Here is a 21,932-nt window from a genome sequence, read left to right on the forward strand (position 1 = left end):
CATTCTAGTGAGTGTAGTTCAATAGGAACAATGTCACACCCCCTTACCATAAGGCCCCATCTGCTGCTTAGAAAAGCTATACCGCACCCCTTTATCCTTCAACCACATATTACCTTTAATAATCAAAACATACACAGCGACGATAAAATAAATCGTACCAGCTACCCAATCAACTGTTGTCACTAAGCTATGACTAACAATGTGATCGATATACCAGCAGCCAACCGGAATGTGAAGAAAGATAACAGCAAACAAGCCCGGATTATACAGTGTTTTTCCTTTTATATTGGCAAAAATACCGTGCCAGATAAATTGAAAGAAGCCCATCAGAATAGGAGCAATACCAAGCCAGATCACATCTGGAAATAACACTGGAAGCAGATAAAAAACATAAGCGATAACTAGATTGATGATCATAGCCGATTGAGGGTTTAATGGATAGCGTTGCGGATATTCACTGTTAAAAATCAGCACATTGAACAATCCTCCGAAATATCCTGGCCAGCGATATTCTTCAAATTGGTGGAGAAGAATTGCCACAAAGCTAAGCCATAAAATAGCGCGTATTTCCGTGATATTCTGCCATTCCACATACAAAGAAAGCCCGACGATCAGAGCAACAGCTATACCTAAATCCTGCCAATATTTCCGTAAGAAGTTCATATCTACTTCTTCCCTATTCTCTTATTTGCAAGAAAAATAGTGATCAAATAGGAATTTCACTTGCTCTTCGATTGGTGCAAAGGTTACCCCTGCTCCTGATTCCAGTATTGGCTTCATTAACGCCGGCAAAAAGATGGCACCAAATAGCTGCGTCGTCATCATCATTAATTGATTTGGGTCGCTTTCCTGCGTAATCTCTTGTAATGTTGCCTGAACCTTTTGAAAGCCCATTGTTTGTAGAGATTCTCCATATTCCTGCTGTGAAGCAAACGGTGCTGTCCCCATCGCAATAATCCTTGATACAAGCTCTGGGTATTGCAAGATGACTTGAACGTAATGGATGAGGAAGGATTGTAAACGGTCCCTTGGTGATAAGCTGAGGTCATCTAAAATAGTAAAGGTATCCCGAAAGCTGTTTAGCAGAACTTTAATAGTCTCGCTTATCAGTCTTTCTTTTGATCCAAAATAGTAATTAATAAGCGCGATATTGGTTTCTGATTTTGTTGCAATTTTCCTGATGGTCACACTCTCAAAGCCCTCTTTTTTAATCAATTCCAATGTTGTTTTAAGAATTTTTTCTTTGGTGCCCTGATTTGTTTTAGAATGTGTCATTTTCTACCTCCTCTCACGGTTTTCAACCAGGATTTTAAACGACGTTTAAAACAGTGTTTAACAGAATGATAGCACCGTTCTATCGGTAAATCAATGCGTTTTTTGTTCTCTGAAAATACATAGCTAAAACGTATCCCTCTCCCAACACGCCTTGGGGTACTACATAGCGGAAGTCGGACTACAGGACTACATATCGAGTATTGGTAACCTCGCTTGTCCGGAATTTAATATGTTGAAATCAAAAAACGAGTATGATAAGATACGTGTAAATCAATGATTGGAGTTGAAAACATGGAGTAATTTTTCTTGCGAATATATAAATTAATAAAACTACAAAAGCGATATTTTTCGTATGTTTTATTCTTTATATGCAAGAAGGTTACTACATCTTTCACTCAAACAATATGTCCTTATCTGACTCCATCGCGGGTTGGATTTGCTGTATTTATTTGAGCTACAAGAAAGTAACTTTCTTGTAGCTTTTATTTTTTTATACAGGAGGATATCTTATGTCATTAATCAATGTTACAAACCTAACGTTTGCCTATGATGGCAGTTTCGATAACATATTTGAAAACGTAAGCTTCCAAATCGATACGGATTGGAAATTAGGATTTACCGGAAGAAACGGCAAAGGGAAGACAACATTTCTTAACCTATTGCTTGGTAAATATGAATACAGCGGAAGTATTTCTGCTACGGTCAGCTTTGAATATTTTCCTTTCCCTGTCGAAAATAAGGCAAATAATACCCTTGATGTAATCAGCGACATTGATCCAGACTATGTTCACTGGAAATTGATGCGTGAGCTTTCATTGCTACAGGTTTCTGAGGATGTTTTATATCGCCCCTTTGATTCATTGTCCAACGGGGAGCAAACGAAAGTGCTGTTAGCTACATTATTTCTCAAGGAAAATCATTTTCTGTTAATTGATGAACCAACCAATCATCTCGACATGCATGCAAGAAAACTTGTCAGTGATTATCTCAAAACCAAAAGCGGATTTATTCTTGTCTCTCACGACAGGTCATTCCTTGATAACTGTGTAGATCATATCCTTTCAATCAATAGGACCAACATCGAAATACAAAAAGGCAATTTCTCTGATTGGTGGGAAAATAAGCAGAGACAGGATAACTTCGAGCTTGCAGAGAACGAACGGCTAAAAAAGGATATTAAACGCTTGTCGGATTCTGCTAAACGAACGAGCAACTGGTCGCACGAAGTGGAAAAAACGAAAAATGGTACAAGAAATTCCGGTTCCAAGGTAGATAAAGGGTATATTGGTCACAAGGCCGCTAAAATGATGAAACGCTCGAAAACAATTGAGCAGAGACAGCAATCTGCTATTGAGGAAAGGTCTAAGCTCCTTAAAAACATCGAAAACGCTGAAAGCTTAAAAATTTCACAGCTTGCTTTTCATAAAAACCAGCTTGCTGAACTTAAAAATGTTTCCATTTATTATGGGGAGAAAATGGTTTGCACAGATATAAGCTTTACTATTGAGCAAGGGGAGCGAATAGCGCTTTGTGGTAAAAACGGCTCTGGAAAATCAAGTATTATCAAGCTTATTTGCGGTGAGCATCTCAACTATACGGGGACTTTTGACAAGGGCAGTCAGCTCAAAATATCCTATGTTTCACAGGATACCTCCCATTTACAGGGAAATTTAACGGACTACGCTAGAAACAATGGGATTGATGAAAGCCTGTTTAAATCTATTTTAAGAAAACTTGGTTTTTCCAGAGTTCAATTTGAAAAGGATATTTCGGCTTTTAGCGGCGGTCAAAAAAAGAAAGTGCTGATTGCAAAAAGTCTTTGTGAGAAAGTGCATTTGTATATTTGGGATGAGCCGCTTAATTTTATCGATGTGATTTCCCGCATGCAAATTGAAGAGCTATTGCTTGAATACGCTCCAACCATCCTGTTTGTGGAGCATGACAGGGAATTTTGCAAAAATATCGCTACAAAGCATGTTCAACTTTAAGCCTTTCATCTAAGGCTTGATTTTTCTCGAACATTTTTTTCCTTATAAAAAAGAATCCCGACAGTTGTCGGGGTTCGAAACACACACAACTGTCTATACAGACAAAGCATGCGTTTTTTTGTAAATATTCAAATTGCAATTTTCATAATTTTCTAGCCCTTATTAGTCATGTTTACGTTTGTAGATTTGGGATATTATTTTGGCGAAAAGAAATAATTCCCAATAAAAAGGAGCTGAGTAAATTGAAGAAATTGTGTAGTTATATCCTCATGGTAGCAATGTTCCTTGCCAGTTTTGGTACAAGTGCATGGGGACAATCATCCGTACCCGATTCTCCCAAGTCTTCAGAAGGAAAATCAGAAAAAAACGAGTGGACGGTAGGAATTTTGCTGTACAACGATGTGGAAGTATTGGATTTTGCAGGTCCTTTCGAGGTTTTTGCTGTTACCGAACAGGATACGTCAGGTAAGCCTTTTCATGTTAAAACCGTTTCAGAGGATGGAAAAATGATTACAGCACGAAATGGATTGAAGGTTCAGCCTGATTACAGCTTTGACAATGCTCCCGCCTTTGACATTCTCATCGTTCCAGGAGGACCTGGCAGCCGTACGGAAATGTATAACAAACACATTATCAAATGGGTGCAAGAGCGAATGAAAACCGTTGATATTATGGCTTCCGTATGCACAGGAGCATTAATTCTAGCAGAAGCAGAATTGCTAAATGGCAAAACAGTAACCACCCATTGGAATTCATATGATCGACTTGAAAAAGATTATCCGAAGCTAAAGGTGAAGAGGGACGTAAAATTTGTGGATGAAGGAAAAATCGTAACATCAGGGGGCATTTCCGCTGGCATTAACATGTCATTCCACTTAGTCAAACGATTACTAGGAAAAGAAACCGCCGAAAAAACAACGAAACAGATGGAGTACGACATTGTCATAGAGTAAATTCGCTAGATTCCATACTACAAAATGAACGTCATCTGTCCTTCGTATCATCACAAGAACGCTTGGAATTGATGGAGCAATGTCTTTAAGAAAAAACCAAAGCTATCTCACTTTCTACGTGTAGGCCACCCTTTTATAAAAGGCGCATCGGAGCTTTTATTTCATCGTGATGGCCCAGATGATCGCTGGGTACAACTGGATCACCGTACAGATGAACGAGCATCCTTTTATGTAATCAAACGAGTATTTTCTCATCATGCATCTGCTTCCTTCTCAAAATCTCAAGTAGATACTCACTCCCACCATTGCGACAGTGCTTTTATTTTCTGGGGAACCGAACCGGATGGATCAGGCTTGCAATGTGGAGTGGAAATGGAGGGGGAAATCCAGCAGGTCCGAAGTCCAGCCTCTATATTTATACCAGCCGGCTTACAGCATACGTATAAATATGTATCTGGCAGCGGTACCTATACCAATATTGTCTTGGCTCCAGAGTACAATGCCAGTTTAGAAATGACAAAACCACTAGCACCAGCATTCGTAACTTCATAAACACAATAACAAAAACGCATGCACCTGTCTGTTAGAACAAAGCATGCGTTTTTGTTATATGTACCTTTTCACACGATGCGATTATTTCCAAGCCAATGCAGATCGAATAACGAGTCCGATGTATGGGAGAAGAACGGATAGATGGCCCTCATCATCAAAGCAACGATATTGAACCTGCAAGCCAGGAATGTTACTGGAGGATAGACGTTCGTACATCTCTTTGGCATCCACGACCATCTCAGCCTTTTCCTCACTACCTATCCCTATCAAAAGACTAGTTTGCATAGGCTCTGCTGTTGATTCCTTCGCTTCCGTAGCAAAACGTTCTGCTAATGGAAACAGAAATTGATTTTTCCACCAAATAGATGGACTTCCGGCAGCATAAACCTGAAAAGCCTGACGCTTTGTAAACATCGTATATAATGTAAACAGTCCGCCCAAGGAATGACCAAATAACGTCTGACGATTACGGTCAATGGAAATCTCCTGTTCAATCAACGGCTTCAACTCTTCTTCAATGAATGTCAAAAATACATCTGCTCCGCCTGTTGTCGGCCATTCAGAGCCGTCCTTGCGATTAGGGAGCTCCGTTTTATCAGCATACACGGTGTAATCATAGAACCGTCGATTCGTTTCAAAGGGTTGATCAGTATCATATCCAATACCAACTACTACTGCTGGCTCCAGCATGTGCGGTCCACGCGTCTGTAGGCGAACAGTCTCCGCCATCGAGCCAAACGCTGAATTTGCATCCAGCATATATATAACCGGAAAACCAGTCTCGGGTGCAGGTACTTCTGGTTTGTACACCATAATTCGGTATGATGCACCACGATTGCTTATTACTGTCCGTTGCTCTGCCCCCGGAATGGCGAAGGCTGAACGTTTTTCTGTTTGTTTCATCGCCAAATTCACCCTCTCCTCACCACTGCCTGCACAAATTATCCAACTGATAACCATTATCAACATTGATCATAGCGAATTAGCCATCGCAGTACCATAGACAATATCCAGAACAATTATGGACGATTTACAGCTAATAGCTCCGTAAGATGATCAAGCATTCGGAGATGGGCATGCGGGGAATATTCCAGCCACGGATCAGAAGTAAGCATATGAATTCTGTTCTGCTGAACCGCTGACATGGTTTGCCACTGCAGTTCATTTTGGATTTTTTCCCAGATAGCCAATGTTTCGCTTTCCTGACGAATCATTATGAAAAGGCGATCAGCATTCAATGCTTTCAGCTCCTTTATGGAAATGGGCTTAGTAGCATCTATTGCTTTGTTCACACTAGCTGGTTTCAATTGCAAATCATCAAACAGCATGCCTGAGATCCCACGATTATTTTGGATAAACATATTTTGCTGTACTAATCGGATCACAACAACCGATTCCTTCTCCAGCCCAGGCTGCAATTGCTCTCTTACCATTTGAAGTTTCCGATCGTATTCCTCAAGCCACTTCTCTGCTTGCCAGGACTCTCCCAAAAACTCCGCTAGAAGGCGAAACTGCTGACGCCATTCCATTTGCGATACAGAGAGATAGAACACGGGAGCTATTTTTTCTAAGGCCTGCTTTTCTATTTTCGGAAGATTATCATTGGCAATGATGACATCTGCTGATATCTGCTTAAGCAGCTCTATATTTTCCTGCCAGTTCTGGTTTTGACGATACGCGCTGATATGAACAGGGATTTCATTTCGATATTCTCGATAATAATATTCCGTCCATTTGGGGTGAAGTGGAGCAGCAAACGGCATAATATGTAGCGGTAATAAATAGCCTACATGCGCCGGGCTGTATGCCACCAGCTTTCGACGGCGACTTTTCATATAAACATTAGGTGAAACGCCTATCTCCTTCTTAAATTTACGGCTAAAATAGAATTCATCCGCGTAGCCTACCTGATGAGCGATGTCGCGCAGCCTAGCATCTGATTGCGCCATAAGTCGCTTCGCTTGCTGTATTCGTAGCTTAGCAACATACTCCATCGCGCTTATCCCGTATTTTTTTTTGAACAAATCGACAAAATATTTCGGACTGATTTCGGCCACCTGTGCCAGCTTATCGATCGTTAATGAATCGGTATAGTGTTCCTCCATGTATTGCTTTACATATTCGAGTGCTGAATATGCATTTTCCGGCTTCGTCCGACAATTCTGATTGATATAGAACAGGATTTCCTGAAAATCGATCTGACAACGAAAACGGCCTGTACGAGCTTTGCTTTGCCAACGACGATTCAAATCCTCACACATGGATGCCAATTTATCAGAAGGGTAAACAGAGATTTTCCCCTTATAAGGAAACAACTGTTCATCCTTGCTTATCGTCATACAGCTTACATGATTGGGCTCATGCCTAAATACATCGAAATATAACACATAGAGCCCCATCTCCTCACTCAATGCGAGTGTTCCAAAGGTTTGTCCTGGTCTACATACGTACACTGAATTTTTATCCAGTTCCCATTGCTGATGATCCAGTACGAGCTGCACTTCTCCACTGGTCATGACAATAAGCGCATAGGAAAAAGCAAGTTGTTGCTTCAATTGGCAAAGACCCCCACCCTTCACAGCCTCAATGGATCGAAGTCTGAAGGATAACTCATCAAGCATACATTTATCAGCGCTACGGCATATCCTGTTGTCCATCCTATGTACACCACCAATATCCATCATTTACCTACAGCTTTCTATGCATATACACTGATCATTGCGAAAAAGGCAGGTTTTATTTTTCATAACATCCACTTTACCAAATGAAGCTAGAATTTTCTATTTTAACAAATCATGCTGTTTGGCTTACCGCTAGATAGTAAAAATGATACCATTTTTCGTTTTCCAGAAAATATATTTTTTATTCAGACAGGAATTTATGGATGTTTACTTCTCAATATCGAAAAATCCAAAAAGAAATCTATAAAATTCAAGGGGATTCCCAAGGCAAGCTACCTAGGAATCCCCTTTAGCGTGTATGAAGAAAAGTGAACGCTTTCAATCTTAGCATGATCAGCAAAAATTACAGATCAATATCGAAAATCGTGATGCTAGCAAAATCAATTTGGAGCAATGTGTCAGCAGGTATAGGATTTGGTGAGGACAGTACCATCTGAATCTTATCCCCTTTATGAAAGAGTTGGGGTAATAAAGTGGAGGTTACATAAGCTGTATCGAGATGATTGGAATGAAAGCTTGTTTGAGATGGAATAATCGTTTCCCCATTTTGAAGTAACTCGAATGTAAGAAGAGAAGTAGGATTTGCTGGGGGAGGAGAAGAAATAGTAGAGATTTGTATGCTAAATTGCGTGAGATATATTGCAGTCTTGATAATCGTAATGGTGTCGGTTGTTGGCTCAAATATAATGCCAAATGCATTTGAGGCGCTATTCAAATTGATGACTACAGGCACTATGTTAGCAGGACGAATCACTTGTGGAAGAAAGTCATTTGTAACATAAGTAATTTTTTCATCTGACCTACATATGTGTCCAGACATAACATTTACACCTCCTATCAATCTTTCTAGATATTGAATGATAAACGGAAATGAATTGTGTTAGGCGAATACCTATTTCTTTAAAATGGTTATGTAGAAAGAACACTTGTTATACAGAAGTCAATTAAAAAATTACTGATATTCAAGGAAGTCTTACCTCTTTTGAACAAGAGTATGTAAAAGACAAAGGAAGTATGCAGAATATCCAGAAATTGGAGTATAAATTTTATCAAAAACATAATAATGGGTAACATTCCTAGACAGCATGGGGAAATTTACAGCATCCAAACGATTGGCTCGTTTTGCACAAAAAAAGTGCCCCTATTCATAGGTGCACCCGAAACATATCTGAACAGATTTTCATGTATTTTACCCGACTCTGAGTTTTTTCAAAGCCCAAAAATCATTCTATTATAGAGAGGTATCTTTGTTAATAAACTCCATATACTGACAAAGATAAAAATAGCTTTCTGTTACATCCGCTATATCTGCTCTGCTACTCCGCACATATGCCCTCCCCTGCGCCTCTATTCTCTCTAGCAACTGTATCAAAAAGTTCATGTCCAATTGCCTTGCAGCCATGATAAATTGATTTACTTCCTGTATGTCTTGCTCGTTTATTTTCGCTAAACCCTTTAACAAAAGCCGTTCACTCCACGGATTTATTCGATCAACAAGCTGCTCCAGCGCATTCATCATGTATCACGCCCCTAAAAATCCAGCTTCAGATTGGTCACTGCCTCGCCTTTTAAAAAGCTGATTGGATAGATATGCTGTTCATAAACGTGAGCAAATATATAAAAATCACGAAGCTCTAAAAATTTCTTATCCTTCTCTAAAAAAGGAATCGTCTTTTCCCATTCCTGGTTATAGGGGATCGTCATGACAAGCTCATTGCCCTTCTGATCATTGACAGTAAAGATAAAATTTTGCGTTCCTTGTTCATAGGTCGAGCCGTTTACCTTACTTACTTGTATGATAGCCAATTGCTCCTGTCTGCCCTGGAATAAAGCCATATGCTGATCTCTAGCGTGCCTTTCGTTCCAATTATGAATTAGGAAATCCCCCAAATCCACATTCTCAATGGATTCTCTTGATTTTAATGCTAACAGCGTTTCCTCACTTGAAGAGATGCGTTGCTCCCGATTTACTTTACATGCTCGTAGCTCAAGCTGAGATCGAGATAAATCATTCATCCTCCACTCTCTTCCCCAAGGAGATTTCTGCCCATACTGTTCTTTAAAGTGAAATTCGATTCCTTCATAATAAACAGGTCTCGAATCCGTATAGCTATATATCTTTTTATCATCTGTGCAGTAAAAGTAATAGGTAATCCCTTTATAGGAGGATCGGGTCGCCCACGGATTCGCTCCTAGCGCATATAGTCGCAATCTGGGAATTGTGTAGTATCTACTTTTAAAACGCCCAATTACCTGTCGTAGTTGCTCCTGACTTTGTTCTTTTTCTAAGGCAACCGTACGTAAATAGGTACTTGTTAGCTTTTCGAGAAATGCTTTTTGAGAAAAACGGATATGCCGCTGAAAAAACAACGTTACTTGTCCATGGATATTTCTCATATCCTTTTCCAATTGAGCTAACTGCCCATTATGCGCTGCAATGGCTAAAACTTCCAATCTTGCACAAATCGTCTCAGGTAATTTAGCCAAGCCCAGACTAATGATTTCCGTTATGATCTGCTTGCTATCCTGCACCACGTCCAACGAGTAATTGATATGTTTATTTGTTTGATACCACGAATCATCAATCACCTGATGTATTGCTCTATACCTAAGAATCGCTTCTAATCTATGAATACAGCTTTCTTTTTGTTTACAGCTACAAATGCTCTTCCGTATATCCGCCTCTTCCATAAAAGAAACCTCTACGTCCTGCCAGCTCATTTTTATGGTAAGGAACGAACTCTCTCCTATCTCTAGCTCCTCTGCATAGGAAATCCGAAACAGAACCTCCTCCACCTGTGCTTCCGTAAACTGATCGTATATTTCACCCAAGGGCTTGGTAAAAAGCCACGAAAAATCGGCAGGCTTCGCTTCTACCTTCGTCTCATAATTTTGCTTATAGGATAAGAGAGCCATTATGATATGTTTACAGATTTTCTCTGAGGGACAGCTACAGACATGGCTATTCATATCAGCTTTTACATGACATACAATCTCGTCTTCTAGCTTACAGACCACCTGATCAGCTTCAAACGTAAATGCCACCTGTAACCCTTTTTCCATATCCTTCACGGCACGATTATATAAGCCTTTGTTCGCATGCTTGATCAGAAATTCTTCTGTACAACGTGCTATAAGTTGCTCAAATTGAATTAAAAAATCTGTCATACGCACCTCTTTATTGAAAAATAGCTTCAGCACCGAGGTGAGATTTCTCCCACCTCAGTACGTAGCCTATTATTTTCCTGTAGCTCGCATGATATCGAAAATCGTTTCACTAAATAAACGCGGTGAAATAGTAGAAATCGGTAAGGGCTGGCTCTTTTCATAGTAATAATAACGATCAAATTTATTAGTATAAAAAGCTAAGCTTTCTAAAGAAATATCATCCATGCCATCATAATAAGAAATACTAGCACCACTGAATTTTAGCTCTACAATCATATCCCCATATTCTTTATAGAACTCATGGTAGAAGCCTGCATCCTGTGCCATTCCTTTATACCAGCCATACTTCTCTATTGTTTTAGGAAAGGCACTTGGTGAATATTCTTCTGCTGGCAGATCGGTAACTCTATTCGTTTTTAGATGTTCTTCGGTTGGGAAGTAAAGCTTTCGATCCAACTGAGGAAATGGCTGCTTCATTTCATAATCCTCAAGCTGTGTTTGCCATGCTTGCAGATCGTCTTTTGTAAGCTCGATTGGATGCACCAATCCAATAAGCGCATCTTCCTTGCATTCATACTCTTCTTCATCTACCGTATTGAAAGTACCATCTTCCATGTAACGGAAGGTATCTGTTAGTTTGCCATCCTCATACACACCCCAGATAAGACCAATCGCAAATTTCTGCATCATCACGTTTTCTACAAAGAGATTTTTCCAAGCTGTTGTGCTCCACAGCCTTTGTTTAGAGAGCGATTCTTCCAGTCGTAAGGATTGAATCGTAACGAGATTTTTTACATCCTTCTTCAATTGGGCGAACTCCAATTTAGCTTGCTCAGCTAAGGTAGCATCATCCTTTTGTGCAGGTGCAGGTAAATTTTTAACTACCTTTCCCGTTTCATCATTGGTTACATGTAATTGGCGGTCATTATTTACTTTTACGGTAAACGTTCTCTGTCCGTAGCTAAAAATACGCTTTCCACGTTGATCGAAGCCTAGTGTCGTAACTAATCGATCCTCTAATTCCTCAGGCGTTATGTTTAAGTTCTGTGCTGCCATGGTTAGGGCTTCTGCTGCCGCTGCCTTCACCTGTCTATTTTTCACAGTTCGTTTCATCTGATCAATGGTCACAAACGCCGCTATTTCTTGCATAAAGGACAGGGCTTTAACGGCATCTGATGCAAGTGCCCCTCGTCCTGCTTCCGCCCATACCTTGATCTGTTTGCTTAACTCATCTATGATTCTCCGATCTCCCAGAGAGGTGCATACAAACAAAACCCATTTTTCCTTAGCAGGGGCCTGATTAGCCAGCCATAGCGTGTATAATTCCATTGCAAAATCAGCTAATGAATGGGGTGCAGCATAGTCCTTCACCTTTAAAACATGAGGGTTGGGTGCTGTCGTAAAATCAACAGATTGTGTCAAAATGTATTCTTTTACTTCTGCATCCAGCTCCCCGCCTTCTTTATCTAGCAATACTGGCAATTGTTCAATCACCAGCCATTTCAACCGTGCTAGCTTTCTTTTGTCTACTACGGTTCCAAATGTTGCATGTGCCTTATCTGGACTTTGGTTAGCAGCATCGATTACATTTTGCAGTAACGTTTTGAACTTAGCACTCGTCTCATTTGATAGTAGTTCCCGATAAATGCTTTGATAGTCCTCTACTCCGCGCAGGGCGTCTAAGGCCAGCTCTTTTAGCTTAGCTTTCTTTTCTGTTTGATAGATACGAATATACAGGTCTTTGTTTTTTATATTCGTAAACTCTGCTTGCGCTATGCTGCTTGCTTTTTTAGAAGTATCTTGCAGACCTAGCTGAATGGCTTGATAGTAGTAATCTTGGCTTAGCTCATTCTTTTTCTCAAAAATATTTTCTAAAATGGACGTTCTTGCTTCGGCACCTAATTGGCTATACAATTGTAGACTTTTTTCGATATTCCCTAAAACAATTCTTTGGTAAGAATCCTCTGACAGCTCGCTGTAGTAATCAATTGAACCTTTATAATTAAGGATATGAAGTAAAAAACGATCAATATTCACCTGTGGATGATCCACATACGCAGCTATCCATTTCTCAGGGTCAAATGCTGATGAGGAGAACAGCATATGAATAAGGGACATGTTCTCTTGTTGGGTCCCATAATGACTGAGAAAAGCGACAAATCGTTCAATGATCGGATTCTCCACTGGTAGGAACGTGAATAAAAATAATTGATCCTTTATATCATAGGAATTAAATTTAGTAGCAGATGAAGCTGGTTGCGTAAATTCATCCAAGATTTCTTGCAGGGACATCTTTTCGGTAAGGTAGCGATAGAGCTTATGAGTTCTGTTATTTTCCTTGAGAGAAGCAAGCACCATATCATGCAATGTGATATTCTGATCTGACATATCAATCCCATGATCCTGAAGTGTCTTGAATATATACCCCTTCATTAACCAATCCGACACAAGCACCATCGCTCTTTTCGCTCTCTCGGTATTCACAAGGAATCTTTTTTCTACCGTCTGCCACTCCACTCGATAACCACGCATTTCCCTAATTGCGTAGATAATTAATTCATAGGGTTCTGTCAATGGTATAATCCCTTCAAGCATTTCATACAGGTCCGCTTCCTGCTCTCGATGCCCGGAAGATAAGGAATTGATTACATCAAGCGGGACAATTTCATAGAGCAAGGTCATTGCACCTAATAGCTTTCGATCTAGTTCATTTTGTTGCTCTAAGAAATTGGCTTTGCTGCCTCGTACATTTACTCGGTAGAGCAGAGCCGCCGGAACTAGCATTGCATATAGATTAAACTCAGAACGGCTGAGTGTTTTCTCTGGTTGAGACTCAGGAATCAGTTGAAGCTGCTTTTGAACAGCCTCTATCTTCTCCTTGTGGATTTGTTTATCCAAATAAATAGCCGATACACAATCTTTTTTCGCCAAGGTACTAGAAGCTAATGCTTTGATTGCTGTCGAAATCTCTTGCTGCAAGCCCTCTACATTCTCAGTAAGCAGGTAGTACATAAAGGGTTGAATTTGCTCCTTTATCTCTTCAAGATAGCTGCTATCAATAAGAGACAGATAATGGAGCGTTAGCAACAGAGGAACAGCAGATTCTGTGACGGAATATGAGTTTTTTATACTTGATGTATAACTCTTCATGAGCGTGTCGACATAAAAGGAGATCGCTGCATCTCCTATATATTTCTTCGTATCACACAGCTGGCGGACGACGATCTGTTTTTGTTCCTCTATATCCTTGTTGGTTTGTGACAGCATGATCGTTTTCATAAAATTCTCAATGCAAATACGAAGTACATTACTTTTATGGCTTTCATTTGCACTCGTTTTAAAGAGGATAGCTGCTGCTCTAAAGAAGGCTTCGTCTGTCCCGTTTTTCCCCATCTTTTCTAGGTGAGACATGCAACCATAGGCATATACTTTTGGATGGACGAGAATACTAGGAAACTTGTCCGACTCACCAGATACATAAGCAATGATCTGATTATACTGATTGGAGTCAATGGAATAGCTTTGTGGATTATGTCTGGAGTAATGTCCAGAGTAGTCTTTCACAAATTTATCAGCAAATTGAGTGATTAACGGATTACTTCCTATTTTTTTTAAAACCATCGAAAACCCTCCTTAATATGCCCTCTAATAAGGTTATGAGGTGATAATCTTACCAATCCAACGCGCAAGCTCATCTGGCGTAATGGCGGCAACATGCGCTCCCATATCGGCCAAGGTGCGTGCGGCATGCTGGTTATATACCCCGTTTCCTTCAAAATCCAATGCAGTCAAAACCAAGAATCTACAGCCCGTATCAATAATCTCTTTACTTGTACGATACATGTCATTAATAGGGTAGCCTTCCTCCAAATCGCTCACTAAAATAAATATTGTCTTGTTGGGGTTTTCAAGCAAAGTCTTCCCATATTTCAGCGCCTTTGCGATATGTGTCCCTCCTCCTAACTGAACACTCATCAATAGATCAACAGGGTCTTCTAATCGATCTGTCAAATCTACTACCTTTGTATCAAAAATGATGAGGTTTGTTTTAAGAGAAGACAGTTGATGAAAAATGCTTGCCATGACAGAGCTGTATATTACCGAGTCCAGCATACTCCCACTCTCATCTACAGCTATAATAATGTTCCATTTATTTTGTTGCTGGGTATTGCTGTGAAAATATACTTCATCTAAAAATAGGCGTTTTTTTTGTTTATCGTAATTCTTCAGATTTTTTCTGATTGTTCTCTTATAATCCAGATTTTTAATTGACTTTATGTATCCCCTGCGATGATAATTACGCTTGCCCACAACACTCGTTTTTATTTGAAATTCCAGTGTTTTTTTTAATTCCTCTACCACTCTTCGCACCATGTCCTTGGCGGTTTTGACTACTTCGCCCTTCATATATCCTTTAAATTGAAGAATATTTTTTAGCAATGTCATATTAGGCTCAAGCTTTTCAAGCACTTTTTTGTCCGTGAGTAGTTCGGTCATGTTGTACTTTTCAATCGCTTGCTTTTCAAGAATCTCAACCGTTTTCTTTGGAAAAATGGTCCGGATTTTACGTATCCAGGTAGGAACAGTAAGCTGGGAGCCTCCCTGTCCGCCTTTTACGCGATACCCTTGCTCTTCTTTATACTCTCGATTGTAGAGGTAGCCTAGGATGTCATCTATTTCAGAGTAGGTAAAATCGGCCTCTTTATATCCATCAATACGGTTTAATGATTCTTTGGAATTCTCACCCAATAATAACCTCCAGCGATTGAGATTCTCTTTGTTTATATGAGGTTCCATTTTGCAAACTCCTTCTCAATAGCCTGATCCATCTTCCTCGCCTGTTGCAGTAGTCGTTCCTCAATGACTGGAGCTTGCACATCCTCCGCGGTAGTTTGGAATATAGCGGCCACTTTCTCTGAAATAAGCATGATCTCCATAGGTGTAAAATAAGTAAAGGCTAAACGCAGCTCTGGTGCGATCTGCAAAAACTCCTCATAGGACAGCTTGCCAATCAGATTGTTCAAATCCTCTAGCAACTGTTTATCGTGTAGAAGCACATCACGAGCTATTGTAAATACCCCTTGTAAATACGCTGCAGTATGCAACATGTTTTCAGGAGTACCAAGCATGTACGCCCTTGCTTTTAACGCGATTTCCTCTCGATCCAATACGTCCAGATTGCATAAAATAGCGATGATAACGCCTTTAAGCCGAGGTAAAATATCATTGACGGCAAGGAGACTAGCAAGTTGATCTCTAAAAATATCAACGGAAAGCCCCCAGCTCTCCTTGGAGGAAAGCATGTAAAGAAATTTCAGGTATTCTACGATGTGGTTTATTTCATCTGGGTTAGGCTTTGTGATCTCATAGATTTTTGTTACGGCATGGTAATAGGTTTCCTCTATGAGCTTTTGCAATCGGTCCGTTTCCTTCAGCGCAAATAAGCGTTTTTGTTCAGAAAGAACTGTAAGTGTTTGAAGAGTTTGACACAGAGAGACAAAGCTTCCATCTTTCTTGACAAACTGTTCAACCAGATCGAAAAGCTTACTGCTCAATTCCTCTAGTCCCATGAGCATTGACTTCAAAAGCCATTTAGCTGCCACTCTGCTATGATGATCCGGAAGCTCCTTCATACACTCCTCGATTTTATGAATCGCCGCTTCTCGAACGCTTCCTCCGTGAATCGAATTTTCGATGAGCCTCGCTTCTATGTAGGAGGAATAGCTGTAGGACCAGGTTTCTCTCCCTAAATTAATATTGCGATTTTCGAGCCAATCAGGCCCCGTGATTTTTTGACAGAACTCTGGTACTAAAAACTGTAGACAGTGAAAAAAGTAACTAGTCTCTCGATGCAGCGGTTTAGCATACAGGTCTACTGTTTTCTTATTTTTACTGGTTGTATGTAGCTTTACCTTATATGTTTTGCCTCTTTCTTTAAAATCGCGTACAATCGGCACATCTAAATCATTCTTGGCAATTTTCCCAATTTTATCGCCCGTGAGTAGCTCTCGTAATGTATCTAAGGGCCGTGATGTGGCAAGTGAGAACTCGCCTTTTACAAATGCAGAGGTAACAGCATCAAGTAGCTCGTAGGCCCCGCCCTCCGATTTGGAACGAAAACTAGCAAGCCCCTGTACTAAATGATAGGCTTCAATAGCGTCTGAAACTGACGCCGTTTCTCCTTTTTCTCGCAAGCTCTTTATTAATTGGGCCAAGAACAGAACCGCACTTTTGTTATAAGGATGGGACTGCTTCTTCTGAATTGCCCTCCAGACTGTGTCATAGTAATTCACATAGGGCATTCCGCTTGCATACCCATTTACGTGATCCGCTTCACGAAAGGTATATACCATCGGATATACTTTTTCATTTTTTACTTGTTTGATTTTATAGGTTGCATCTCTATCCTCTAGTAATCCATAGGTATGGAACCCTCCTGTAACGACAAGGATTCTCGCATATTCTTTTTGTGCTTTTACAATATTGTTCTTCATATGTGCTTCACGGATGAGGTGCCCTTCTGTCTCTAGCATCTCTTCCTCATAGCACATTCTGGAGAAATAACAGTATGTATATACTTCCTTCACGAAATCCTTAGTAGATTTCTTGAGTCCTTCCACTTCAAAAACCTTTTCCCAAAGCTCATTAAAATGCCGACAGTTCAGTTTTTGGCAAAGTTGTTTAATAAAAATTGAACTGGCAAGCAAAGTTTCGTCATGATAAGAGATTTTTCGGGATTCTTGATCATCATCATGCTCATGTTCCTTACTTTCTTGCTGACTTCCGTAGCTTATATCAATGAATTGGGCGGGAATCCCTCTTCGTTTCGCTTCCTTTAAAGCTACATATTCAGGTGAATAATCTAGCAGGGGAAAATAGCAGGCATAGCTATGCTCTTCTTTCCTGTAGGCATAATAGATACTGACGGGTGGCGTTGTATCCTCATGTGTCAGTATTTCAATCATATGATTGCTATTCTCCGGCCCTTCCAACAGAATAATTTCTGGCTTATAGGCCTCAATCGTTTTTTTAAGGTGGAAAGAACAAGCAGGGCTGTGATGACGAATCGGGAAATAGATAACCTGATTGGCAAGATTATAAATTTTTTTCTCACATAGCTCGGTTATCTGATCCATTTCTTCTGATTGTAAAAATCTCCCCATAAGCCCTCTTCCTTTGCCCGTTGTTTCACAACCTTTGAAAAATAGGTTTGCAGAATATGAATATCTTTATGATTCTCCTTCGCTACAGCACCCAGCATATTTTGAACCAATCGTTCTAAAGTAATAGGCTTATGATCATAAAAATAAGAAGTCATCGCACTCTGAACATAGACCGAAACAGCTTCAGCAGTACTCATGACGGCTTGTGGACTATCAATTTTATAGCCTTCCAACGTTTCTCCTGTTCGCAATTCTAAAAACGTGGTGGCGAGAACTTCTACAATGGAAGAGTCAACAGCAATATCAATCCCACTTTGTTGCAGCATGTTCCTAGATTGGGATTCAATGATTTGCGCCTCCATTTTCACATGGTTGATAGGGAAAATCGTTTCAAAATTAAATCTACGTTTTAAGGCACTGCTCATTTCATTTACGCCTTTATCACGGATGTTTGCCGTCGCAATGATATTAAAGCCTGGTTTTGCAAACAAAATCCCATCTTCAATTTCAGGTATATTCATCACCTTGTCGCTTAAAATGCTAATTAATACATCCTGGACTTCAAACGGGCATCGTGTAATCTCTTCAAAACGGGTAATGATGCCTTTTTTCATCCCTGTATATAAAGGAGAAGGAACTAAAGCCTCAAAACTAGGACCTTTATCTAATAGCATGGCATAATTCCAGGAATACTTAATCATGTCCTCCGTCGTCCCAGCAGTACCTTGAATCGTATTGGTACTTATTCCTGATATCGCCGCTGATAATAGTTCACTTAGCATTGTTTTTGCCGTCCCTGGTTCACCCACTAGCATTAGCCCTCGATTACCAGCTAATGAGACAATGGCTCTTTCAATTAGCACGTCATCACCGTAAAATTTCTTCGTGATGGTGATTTCTTCCTCGCCTAGCTTTAGCGGAGCCTCTGCACCCAGAATAAAATCTCTGACAGATTTCGGGGACAATAGCCAATTTGGAGGTTTAGAACCTTTGTCATTAGCTACTAGGGCTTTTAGCTCGGTTTCATACAACGTTTCCATCGTGGGCTTCATGGTCATCATAGGCTCCATAGCACATCCTTTCTTCTAGCATTCCTTCCCGGATTGGAAAGGTATTCCTTTTGTTAAGGAAGAACTATACATGGTATAACAAAATATGAATTACTACCACAAGGGCAGAAAGTCTCAATGTAGGGTATACGGGCATTAACAGCAATATTATTGGGTAAAAATTGGGATTGTTGGATGAATTTTTGACATAACTTTCTGGTTTTACGATTTTTTATGCATGGCACTACAGTGACTTGTCGTAGAATCTCAGATTTTTTTTGCTATAACAACATAAAAAGACGCTAGAAGCGCCTTTTTATAAACAGCGATATATAGAAAAGAATTTATATCTTTTAGTTTATTCATCAACTTTTTTATACGTAACTAGCCAATTATCACCCTCATCTTCGACCTTCTCTAAAACATACTTAGTAAGGGCATAACAACCTCCGCTCATTTTTTCAGTCGGAATACTTTCAATAGTAGGGAAATCTTCTTTTGGTAGTATCCCTTGTAAATAATCACTTGCGGGAGCAATAGAGTACTTACTGTGATCTATTGAGATAGGTGCAGCACTAACTACGGACCCTACTGACAGAACAGCAAAACTCAACATTCCAACAGCCATAACTCTTCTCATTTGGTTTTTAAACACAATTGTTTCCTCCCAAGTAATATATTTGTTTTACCTGTATATAATTTACCATTAAATCAATAAAAATGGATAAACCTGGGATAAAATTAAATAATAATTATATGAATATTTCTAATGTAGAAATAGACATAAAAAAATAGAAAGCAAACCTCTCTAGTTGTACTGCTAGAGAAGCTTGCTTCTATGGGCTAGCTTAAAATTCTACATGAAATAGATTGCTTACTTGTTTATTTTGTAGAGAAGCTGGCGTGAGTCTCATGACACTATTTCGCAACCCACAAAGAAGTGGGCTATCTAATTGGGCAATTTTACCTACTTTAAGAGATAGCTGAGAGATTGCTCTTACTCTTTCTATTCGTCGCATCTCGAATGCTCGATAGGCTAACTCGACAGTCGAATGCTGTATGAAACAACGTGCAAGCTCTAAGGCATCCTCGATTGCCTGGCAAGCCCCTTGTCCCAAATTCGGCGTTATCGCATGTCCCGCATCACCGAGGAGGAGCGAGCGACCGGAAATAAATTGCTCAGGTGTCTCTAAATCAAATATATCGTTATGAATCATCTTATCATCAGGGGTTCTTGATAATACCTGCGCAACTGGAGAATGATATCCCTCAAATATTTGGATGATATCCTTAATCCGATACTCTGCATACCGCTTATCCCCAGATGGTCCATTCACCAAGGCATACCAATAGGTTCGTTCATTTGTTAATGGTATGACGCCAAAACGTCCCTGTGCAGCCCACGTTTCAGTAAATTGCGAATCCTCTCCAGAATCTGGCCAGCATGGAGCAACACCACGCCAGCAAGTATAGCCCGAGTATCGTAGCTTAATGGAAGGAAACAGCTTCTTCCTTACAACCGAATGGATACCGTCTGCCGCAAGTAAATAATCTCCCGAAACCTCAGTCTGATCTGCAAAGGTAACGGTTACACCATCCTCATCCTGCTTAGTATCAGAGCATGCCTTTCCAAGAATAACAGTGCCTGGTCGTAGCGCTGAGAGTAGGATTTGATGCAATTCCGCTCGATGAATGGATACCGTAGAATACTGCTGTGAGCTTGTAGAAATTTCAGACAATACAGAACCTTGTTTGTTTAGAATAGCAATGCCTCTAGGACTTACATAGCCTTGCTTTTGCACTGCTTTGTCTAAGCCTAAGCGTGCTAGGGCTCTTAAAGCATTAGGAGCGATCATTATTCCAGCTCCAGCAGGGCGAATCTCTGGAAAACGTTCATACACTTTTACATCAAGTCCTAATTGCTGTAGTGCAATAGCAGCTGTCAGGCCAGCAATGCCTCCACCTATAATCAGAAAAGATTTATTTTTCATCTCTTCTCCTCCTATCGACTGATTGCATATAAAAAGCTGAAACATAGCCATAAACAAATCGGTGTAAACAGATAAGTATCATACGTAGAAAAACGTGTATGCTTCATCCTCTTAAATAACCCCACGTATCTACCATCGCCCACGCTTCTAAGTCCAAATACGGCCATACAAATCCAGCATCCCCACTTTACAAGTGGATGAGAGGAAATGGATAGGAAAATCCCAGCACGTGCCATCAGAAGCAGTGCCGCTCCAAGCAACAGGAAAGCAACAAGCAAGGTAGCTAAGGTGCCTGGGACAAATGTAGGCTGTTGGGATTCATCGGTAGGTATAACAACACTTCCTCCCCATTTTCCGCCAAACGCCCAATATACGTGCATGCAGCTAATACTCACCAAAAGTAGGACAGACATCCCAAGAAGAATATCCATTTATTCCTCAATCCTCCAAATGACAAATACCTTGCCAGACAATCTCAAATTGGCGCTGAAAAATGTTTTCTATCTCCGTAACGTCCGCGTCTTGAGATAACCAAACCATCAGCGAATTAAAATAAATGCCCATAAGCACAGCAGCAACATCCTCCGTATTCATGTGCTCGGAAAGCTGACCGCTTTTTTTGGCATCATCAAGTATGGACATAATGGCTTCTAGAAATTTTTGTACGACACCCATTTCCTCTTGAATATGTAAGGTAGAACGCATCAATTCTAAAATAATGAGTCGAATCAAATCGGAATGCTCTCTATAACGTGCAAACAAATTGTGAAAGAGTAGCGTGAGCTTTTTCTTTAAATCCGGCTCATCAGCGTAGCGTATTACCCCTTGATAAAATGATTCCAGTTGTGTTTGGCCTAGATGAAGTAGAATGGCTTCTTTTTTGGGAAAATAATTATAAAACGTGCCTTTAGCGATGCCGCATGCCTTTGTAATTTCCTCAACCGTCACATTCTCGAAGCCTTTTTCTTTAAATAATTGTAAAGCCTGCATGAAAATGTGTTCCTTAAGCTCTTGTTTCCTTACATCCCTTAACAAGGTAACCATCACCATCCATTCTGATTAAATGACCAAAGTCATTTTATGACTACAGTCATCATTATAGATAGAAAAGG

At 40.1% G+C, this 21,932-nt stretch carries 17 protein-coding genes and 1 pseudogene; 3 read left to right on the forward strand and 15 right to left on the reverse strand.

The window, feature by feature from the left end:
* Positions 1-33: 33 nt before the first annotated feature.
* Positions 34-663 (reverse strand): HXXEE domain-containing protein, encoded by a 630-nt coding sequence (locus tag GOP56_RS10635; protein WP_163245549.1) that lies wholly within the window; start codon positions 661-663, stop codon positions 34-36.
* Between the two features lie 21 nt (positions 664-684).
* Positions 685-1,275, reverse strand: coding sequence for a TetR/AcrR family transcriptional regulator (locus GOP56_RS10640; RefSeq protein ID WP_163245550.1), 591 nt, complete (start codon positions 1,273-1,275; stop codon positions 685-687).
* 509 nt (positions 1,276-1,784) lie between these two features.
* Between GOP56_RS10640 and GOP56_RS10645 the strand changes: the two genes are divergently transcribed.
* From GOP56_RS10645 to GOP56_RS23920, 3 genes and pseudogenes are all read left to right on the forward strand, one after another.
* Entirely contained in the window at positions 1,785-3,263 is a 1,479-nt protein-coding gene (locus tag GOP56_RS10645; protein ID WP_163245551.1) for an Lsa family ABC-F type ribosomal protection protein, read from the forward strand.
* A gap of 242 nt (positions 3,264-3,505) precedes the next feature.
* Entirely contained in the window at positions 3,506-4,216 is a 711-nt protein-coding gene (locus GOP56_RS10650; protein ID WP_254068685.1) for a DJ-1/PfpI family protein, read from the forward strand.
* Positions 4,217-4,303: 87 nt separating this feature from the next.
* Positions 4,304-4,768: pseudogene (locus tag GOP56_RS23920) on the forward strand (2-isopropylmalate synthase); the annotation flags it as partial.
* A gap of 81 nt (positions 4,769-4,849) precedes the next feature.
* On the opposite strand, the gene GOP56_RS10660 reads toward GOP56_RS23920, so the two are convergent.
* The 13 genes from GOP56_RS10660 to GOP56_RS10720 all read right to left on the reverse strand — a co-directional run bounded on the left by GOP56_RS10660 (position 4,850) and on the right by GOP56_RS10720 (position 21,810).
* Positions 4,850-5,671 carry an alpha/beta hydrolase gene (locus GOP56_RS10660; RefSeq protein ID WP_163246835.1) on the reverse strand — a complete coding sequence of 274 codons (822 nt, stop codon included), beginning with the start codon at positions 5,669-5,671 and terminating at the stop codon, positions 4,850-4,852.
* A gap of 116 nt (positions 5,672-5,787) precedes the next feature.
* Positions 5,788-7,323: an AraC family transcriptional regulator gene (locus tag GOP56_RS10665; RefSeq protein ID WP_254068687.1), complete on the reverse strand. Its 1,536-nt coding sequence runs from the start codon at positions 7,321-7,323 to the stop codon at positions 5,788-5,790.
* A gap of 469 nt (positions 7,324-7,792) precedes the next feature.
* Entirely contained in the window at positions 7,793-8,269 is a 477-nt protein-coding gene (locus GOP56_RS10670; RefSeq protein WP_163245554.1) for a hypothetical protein, read from the reverse strand.
* Between the two features lie 411 nt (positions 8,270-8,680).
* Positions 8,681-8,968: a hypothetical protein gene (locus GOP56_RS10675; RefSeq protein WP_003336471.1), complete on the reverse strand. Its 288-nt coding sequence runs from the start codon at positions 8,966-8,968 to the stop codon at positions 8,681-8,683.
* An 11-nt stretch (positions 8,969-8,979) separates the two neighbouring features.
* Entirely contained in the window at positions 8,980-10,617 is a 1,638-nt protein-coding gene (locus tag GOP56_RS10680; RefSeq protein WP_163245555.1) for an SWIM zinc finger family protein, read from the reverse strand.
* Positions 10,618-10,686: 69 nt separating this feature from the next.
* Complete coding sequence (locus GOP56_RS10685) at positions 10,687-14,238, reverse strand: DUF4132 domain-containing protein (RefSeq protein ID WP_163245556.1); 3,552 nt, start codon at positions 14,236-14,238, stop codon at positions 10,687-10,689.
* 33 nt (positions 14,239-14,271) lie between these two features.
* On the reverse strand, positions 14,272-15,414 hold the full coding sequence (locus tag GOP56_RS10690) for a VWA domain-containing protein (protein WP_163245557.1): 1,143 nt from the start codon (positions 15,412-15,414) through the stop codon (positions 14,272-14,274).
* The gene (locus tag GOP56_RS10695; RefSeq protein WP_163245558.1) at positions 15,399-17,780 is read right to left on the reverse strand and encodes a DUF5682 family protein; all 2,382 of its coding nucleotides are present in this window, start codon (positions 17,778-17,780) and stop codon (positions 15,399-15,401) included. Before GOP56_RS10695 ends, GOP56_RS10690 begins: the two co-directional genes overlap by 16 nt.
* Positions 17,741-18,841: an ATP-binding protein gene (locus GOP56_RS10700; protein ID WP_003339890.1), complete on the reverse strand. Its 1,101-nt coding sequence runs from the start codon at positions 18,839-18,841 to the stop codon at positions 17,741-17,743. The genes GOP56_RS10695 and GOP56_RS10700 overlap by 40 nt, the downstream gene beginning before the upstream one ends.
* A 346-nt stretch (positions 18,842-19,187) precedes the next feature.
* Positions 19,188-19,484, reverse strand: a complete 297-nt coding sequence (locus tag GOP56_RS10705; protein WP_003336465.1) for a hypothetical protein — start codon at positions 19,482-19,484, stop codon at positions 19,188-19,190.
* Positions 19,485-19,677: 193 nt separating this feature from the next.
* Positions 19,678-20,820, reverse strand: a complete 1,143-nt coding sequence (locus tag GOP56_RS10710; protein ID WP_163245559.1) for an FAD-dependent monooxygenase — start codon at positions 20,818-20,820, stop codon at positions 19,678-19,680.
* 11 nt (positions 20,821-20,831) lie between these two features.
* Positions 20,832-21,251, reverse strand: a complete 420-nt coding sequence (locus GOP56_RS10715) for a DUF3995 domain-containing protein (protein ID WP_163245560.1) — start codon at positions 21,249-21,251, stop codon at positions 20,832-20,834.
* 7 nt (positions 21,252-21,258) lie between these two features.
* Positions 21,259-21,810 carry a TetR/AcrR family transcriptional regulator gene (locus tag GOP56_RS10720; RefSeq protein WP_242401313.1) on the reverse strand — a complete coding sequence of 184 codons (552 nt, stop codon included), beginning with the start codon at positions 21,808-21,810 and terminating at the stop codon, positions 21,259-21,261.
* Positions 21,811-21,932: the final 122 nt, after the last annotated feature.

Origin of the sequence: Brevibacillus sp. 7WMA2 (genome assembly GCF_010748895.1) — a bacterium.
GTDB lineage: Bacteria > Bacillota > Bacilli > Brevibacillales > Brevibacillaceae > Brevibacillus_B > Brevibacillus_B halotolerans.

What these genes read in the sequence shown, in the direction of transcription:
- GOP56_RS10680 (WP_163245555.1), bottom strand. Translation starts at nt 10,617, where the DNA reads ATGACAGATTTTTTAATTCAATTTGAGCAACTTATAGCACGTTGTACA.
- GOP56_RS10690 (WP_163245557.1), bottom strand. Translation starts at nt 15,414, where the DNA reads ATGGAACCTCATATAAACAAAGAGAATCTCAATCGCTGGAGGTTATTA.
- GOP56_RS10715 (WP_163245560.1), bottom strand. Translation starts at nt 21,251, where the DNA reads ATGGATATTCTTCTTGGGATGTCTGTCCTACTTTTGGTGAGTATTAGC.
- GOP56_RS10685 (WP_163245556.1), bottom strand. Translation starts at nt 14,238, where the DNA reads ATGGTTTTAAAAAAAATAGGAAGTAATCCGTTAATCACTCAATTTGCT.
- GOP56_RS10640 (WP_163245550.1), bottom strand. Translation starts at nt 1,275, where the DNA reads ATGACACATTCTAAAACAAATCAGGGCACCAAAGAAAAAATTCTTAAA.
- GOP56_RS10675 (WP_003336471.1), bottom strand. Translation starts at nt 8,968, where the DNA reads ATGATGAATGCGCTGGAGCAGCTTGTTGATCGAATAAATCCGTGGAGT.
- GOP56_RS10720 (WP_242401313.1), bottom strand. Translation starts at nt 21,810, where the DNA reads ATGCAGGCTTTACAATTATTTAAAGAAAAAGGCTTCGAGAATGTGACG.
- GOP56_RS10660 (WP_163246835.1), bottom strand. Translation starts at nt 5,671, where the DNA reads ATGAAACAAACAGAAAAACGTTCAGCCTTCGCCATTCCGGGGGCAGAG.
- GOP56_RS10710 (WP_163245559.1), bottom strand. Translation starts at nt 20,820, where the DNA reads ATGAAAAATAAATCTTTTCTGATTATAGGTGGAGGCATTGCTGGCCTG.
- GOP56_RS10635 (WP_163245549.1), bottom strand. Translation starts at nt 663, where the DNA reads ATGAACTTCTTACGGAAATATTGGCAGGATTTAGGTATAGCTGTTGCT.
- GOP56_RS10645 (WP_163245551.1), top strand. Translation starts at nt 1,785, where the DNA reads ATGTCATTAATCAATGTTACAAACCTAACGTTTGCCTATGATGGCAGT.
- GOP56_RS10695 (WP_163245558.1), bottom strand. Translation starts at nt 17,780, where the DNA reads ATGGGGAGATTTTTACAATCAGAAGAAATGGATCAGATAACCGAGCTA.
- GOP56_RS10700 (WP_003339890.1), bottom strand. Translation starts at nt 18,841, where the DNA reads ATGATGACCATGAAGCCCACGATGGAAACGTTGTATGAAACCGAGCTA.
- GOP56_RS10670 (WP_163245554.1), bottom strand. Translation starts at nt 8,269, where the DNA reads ATGTCTGGACACATATGTAGGTCAGATGAAAAAATTACTTATGTTACA.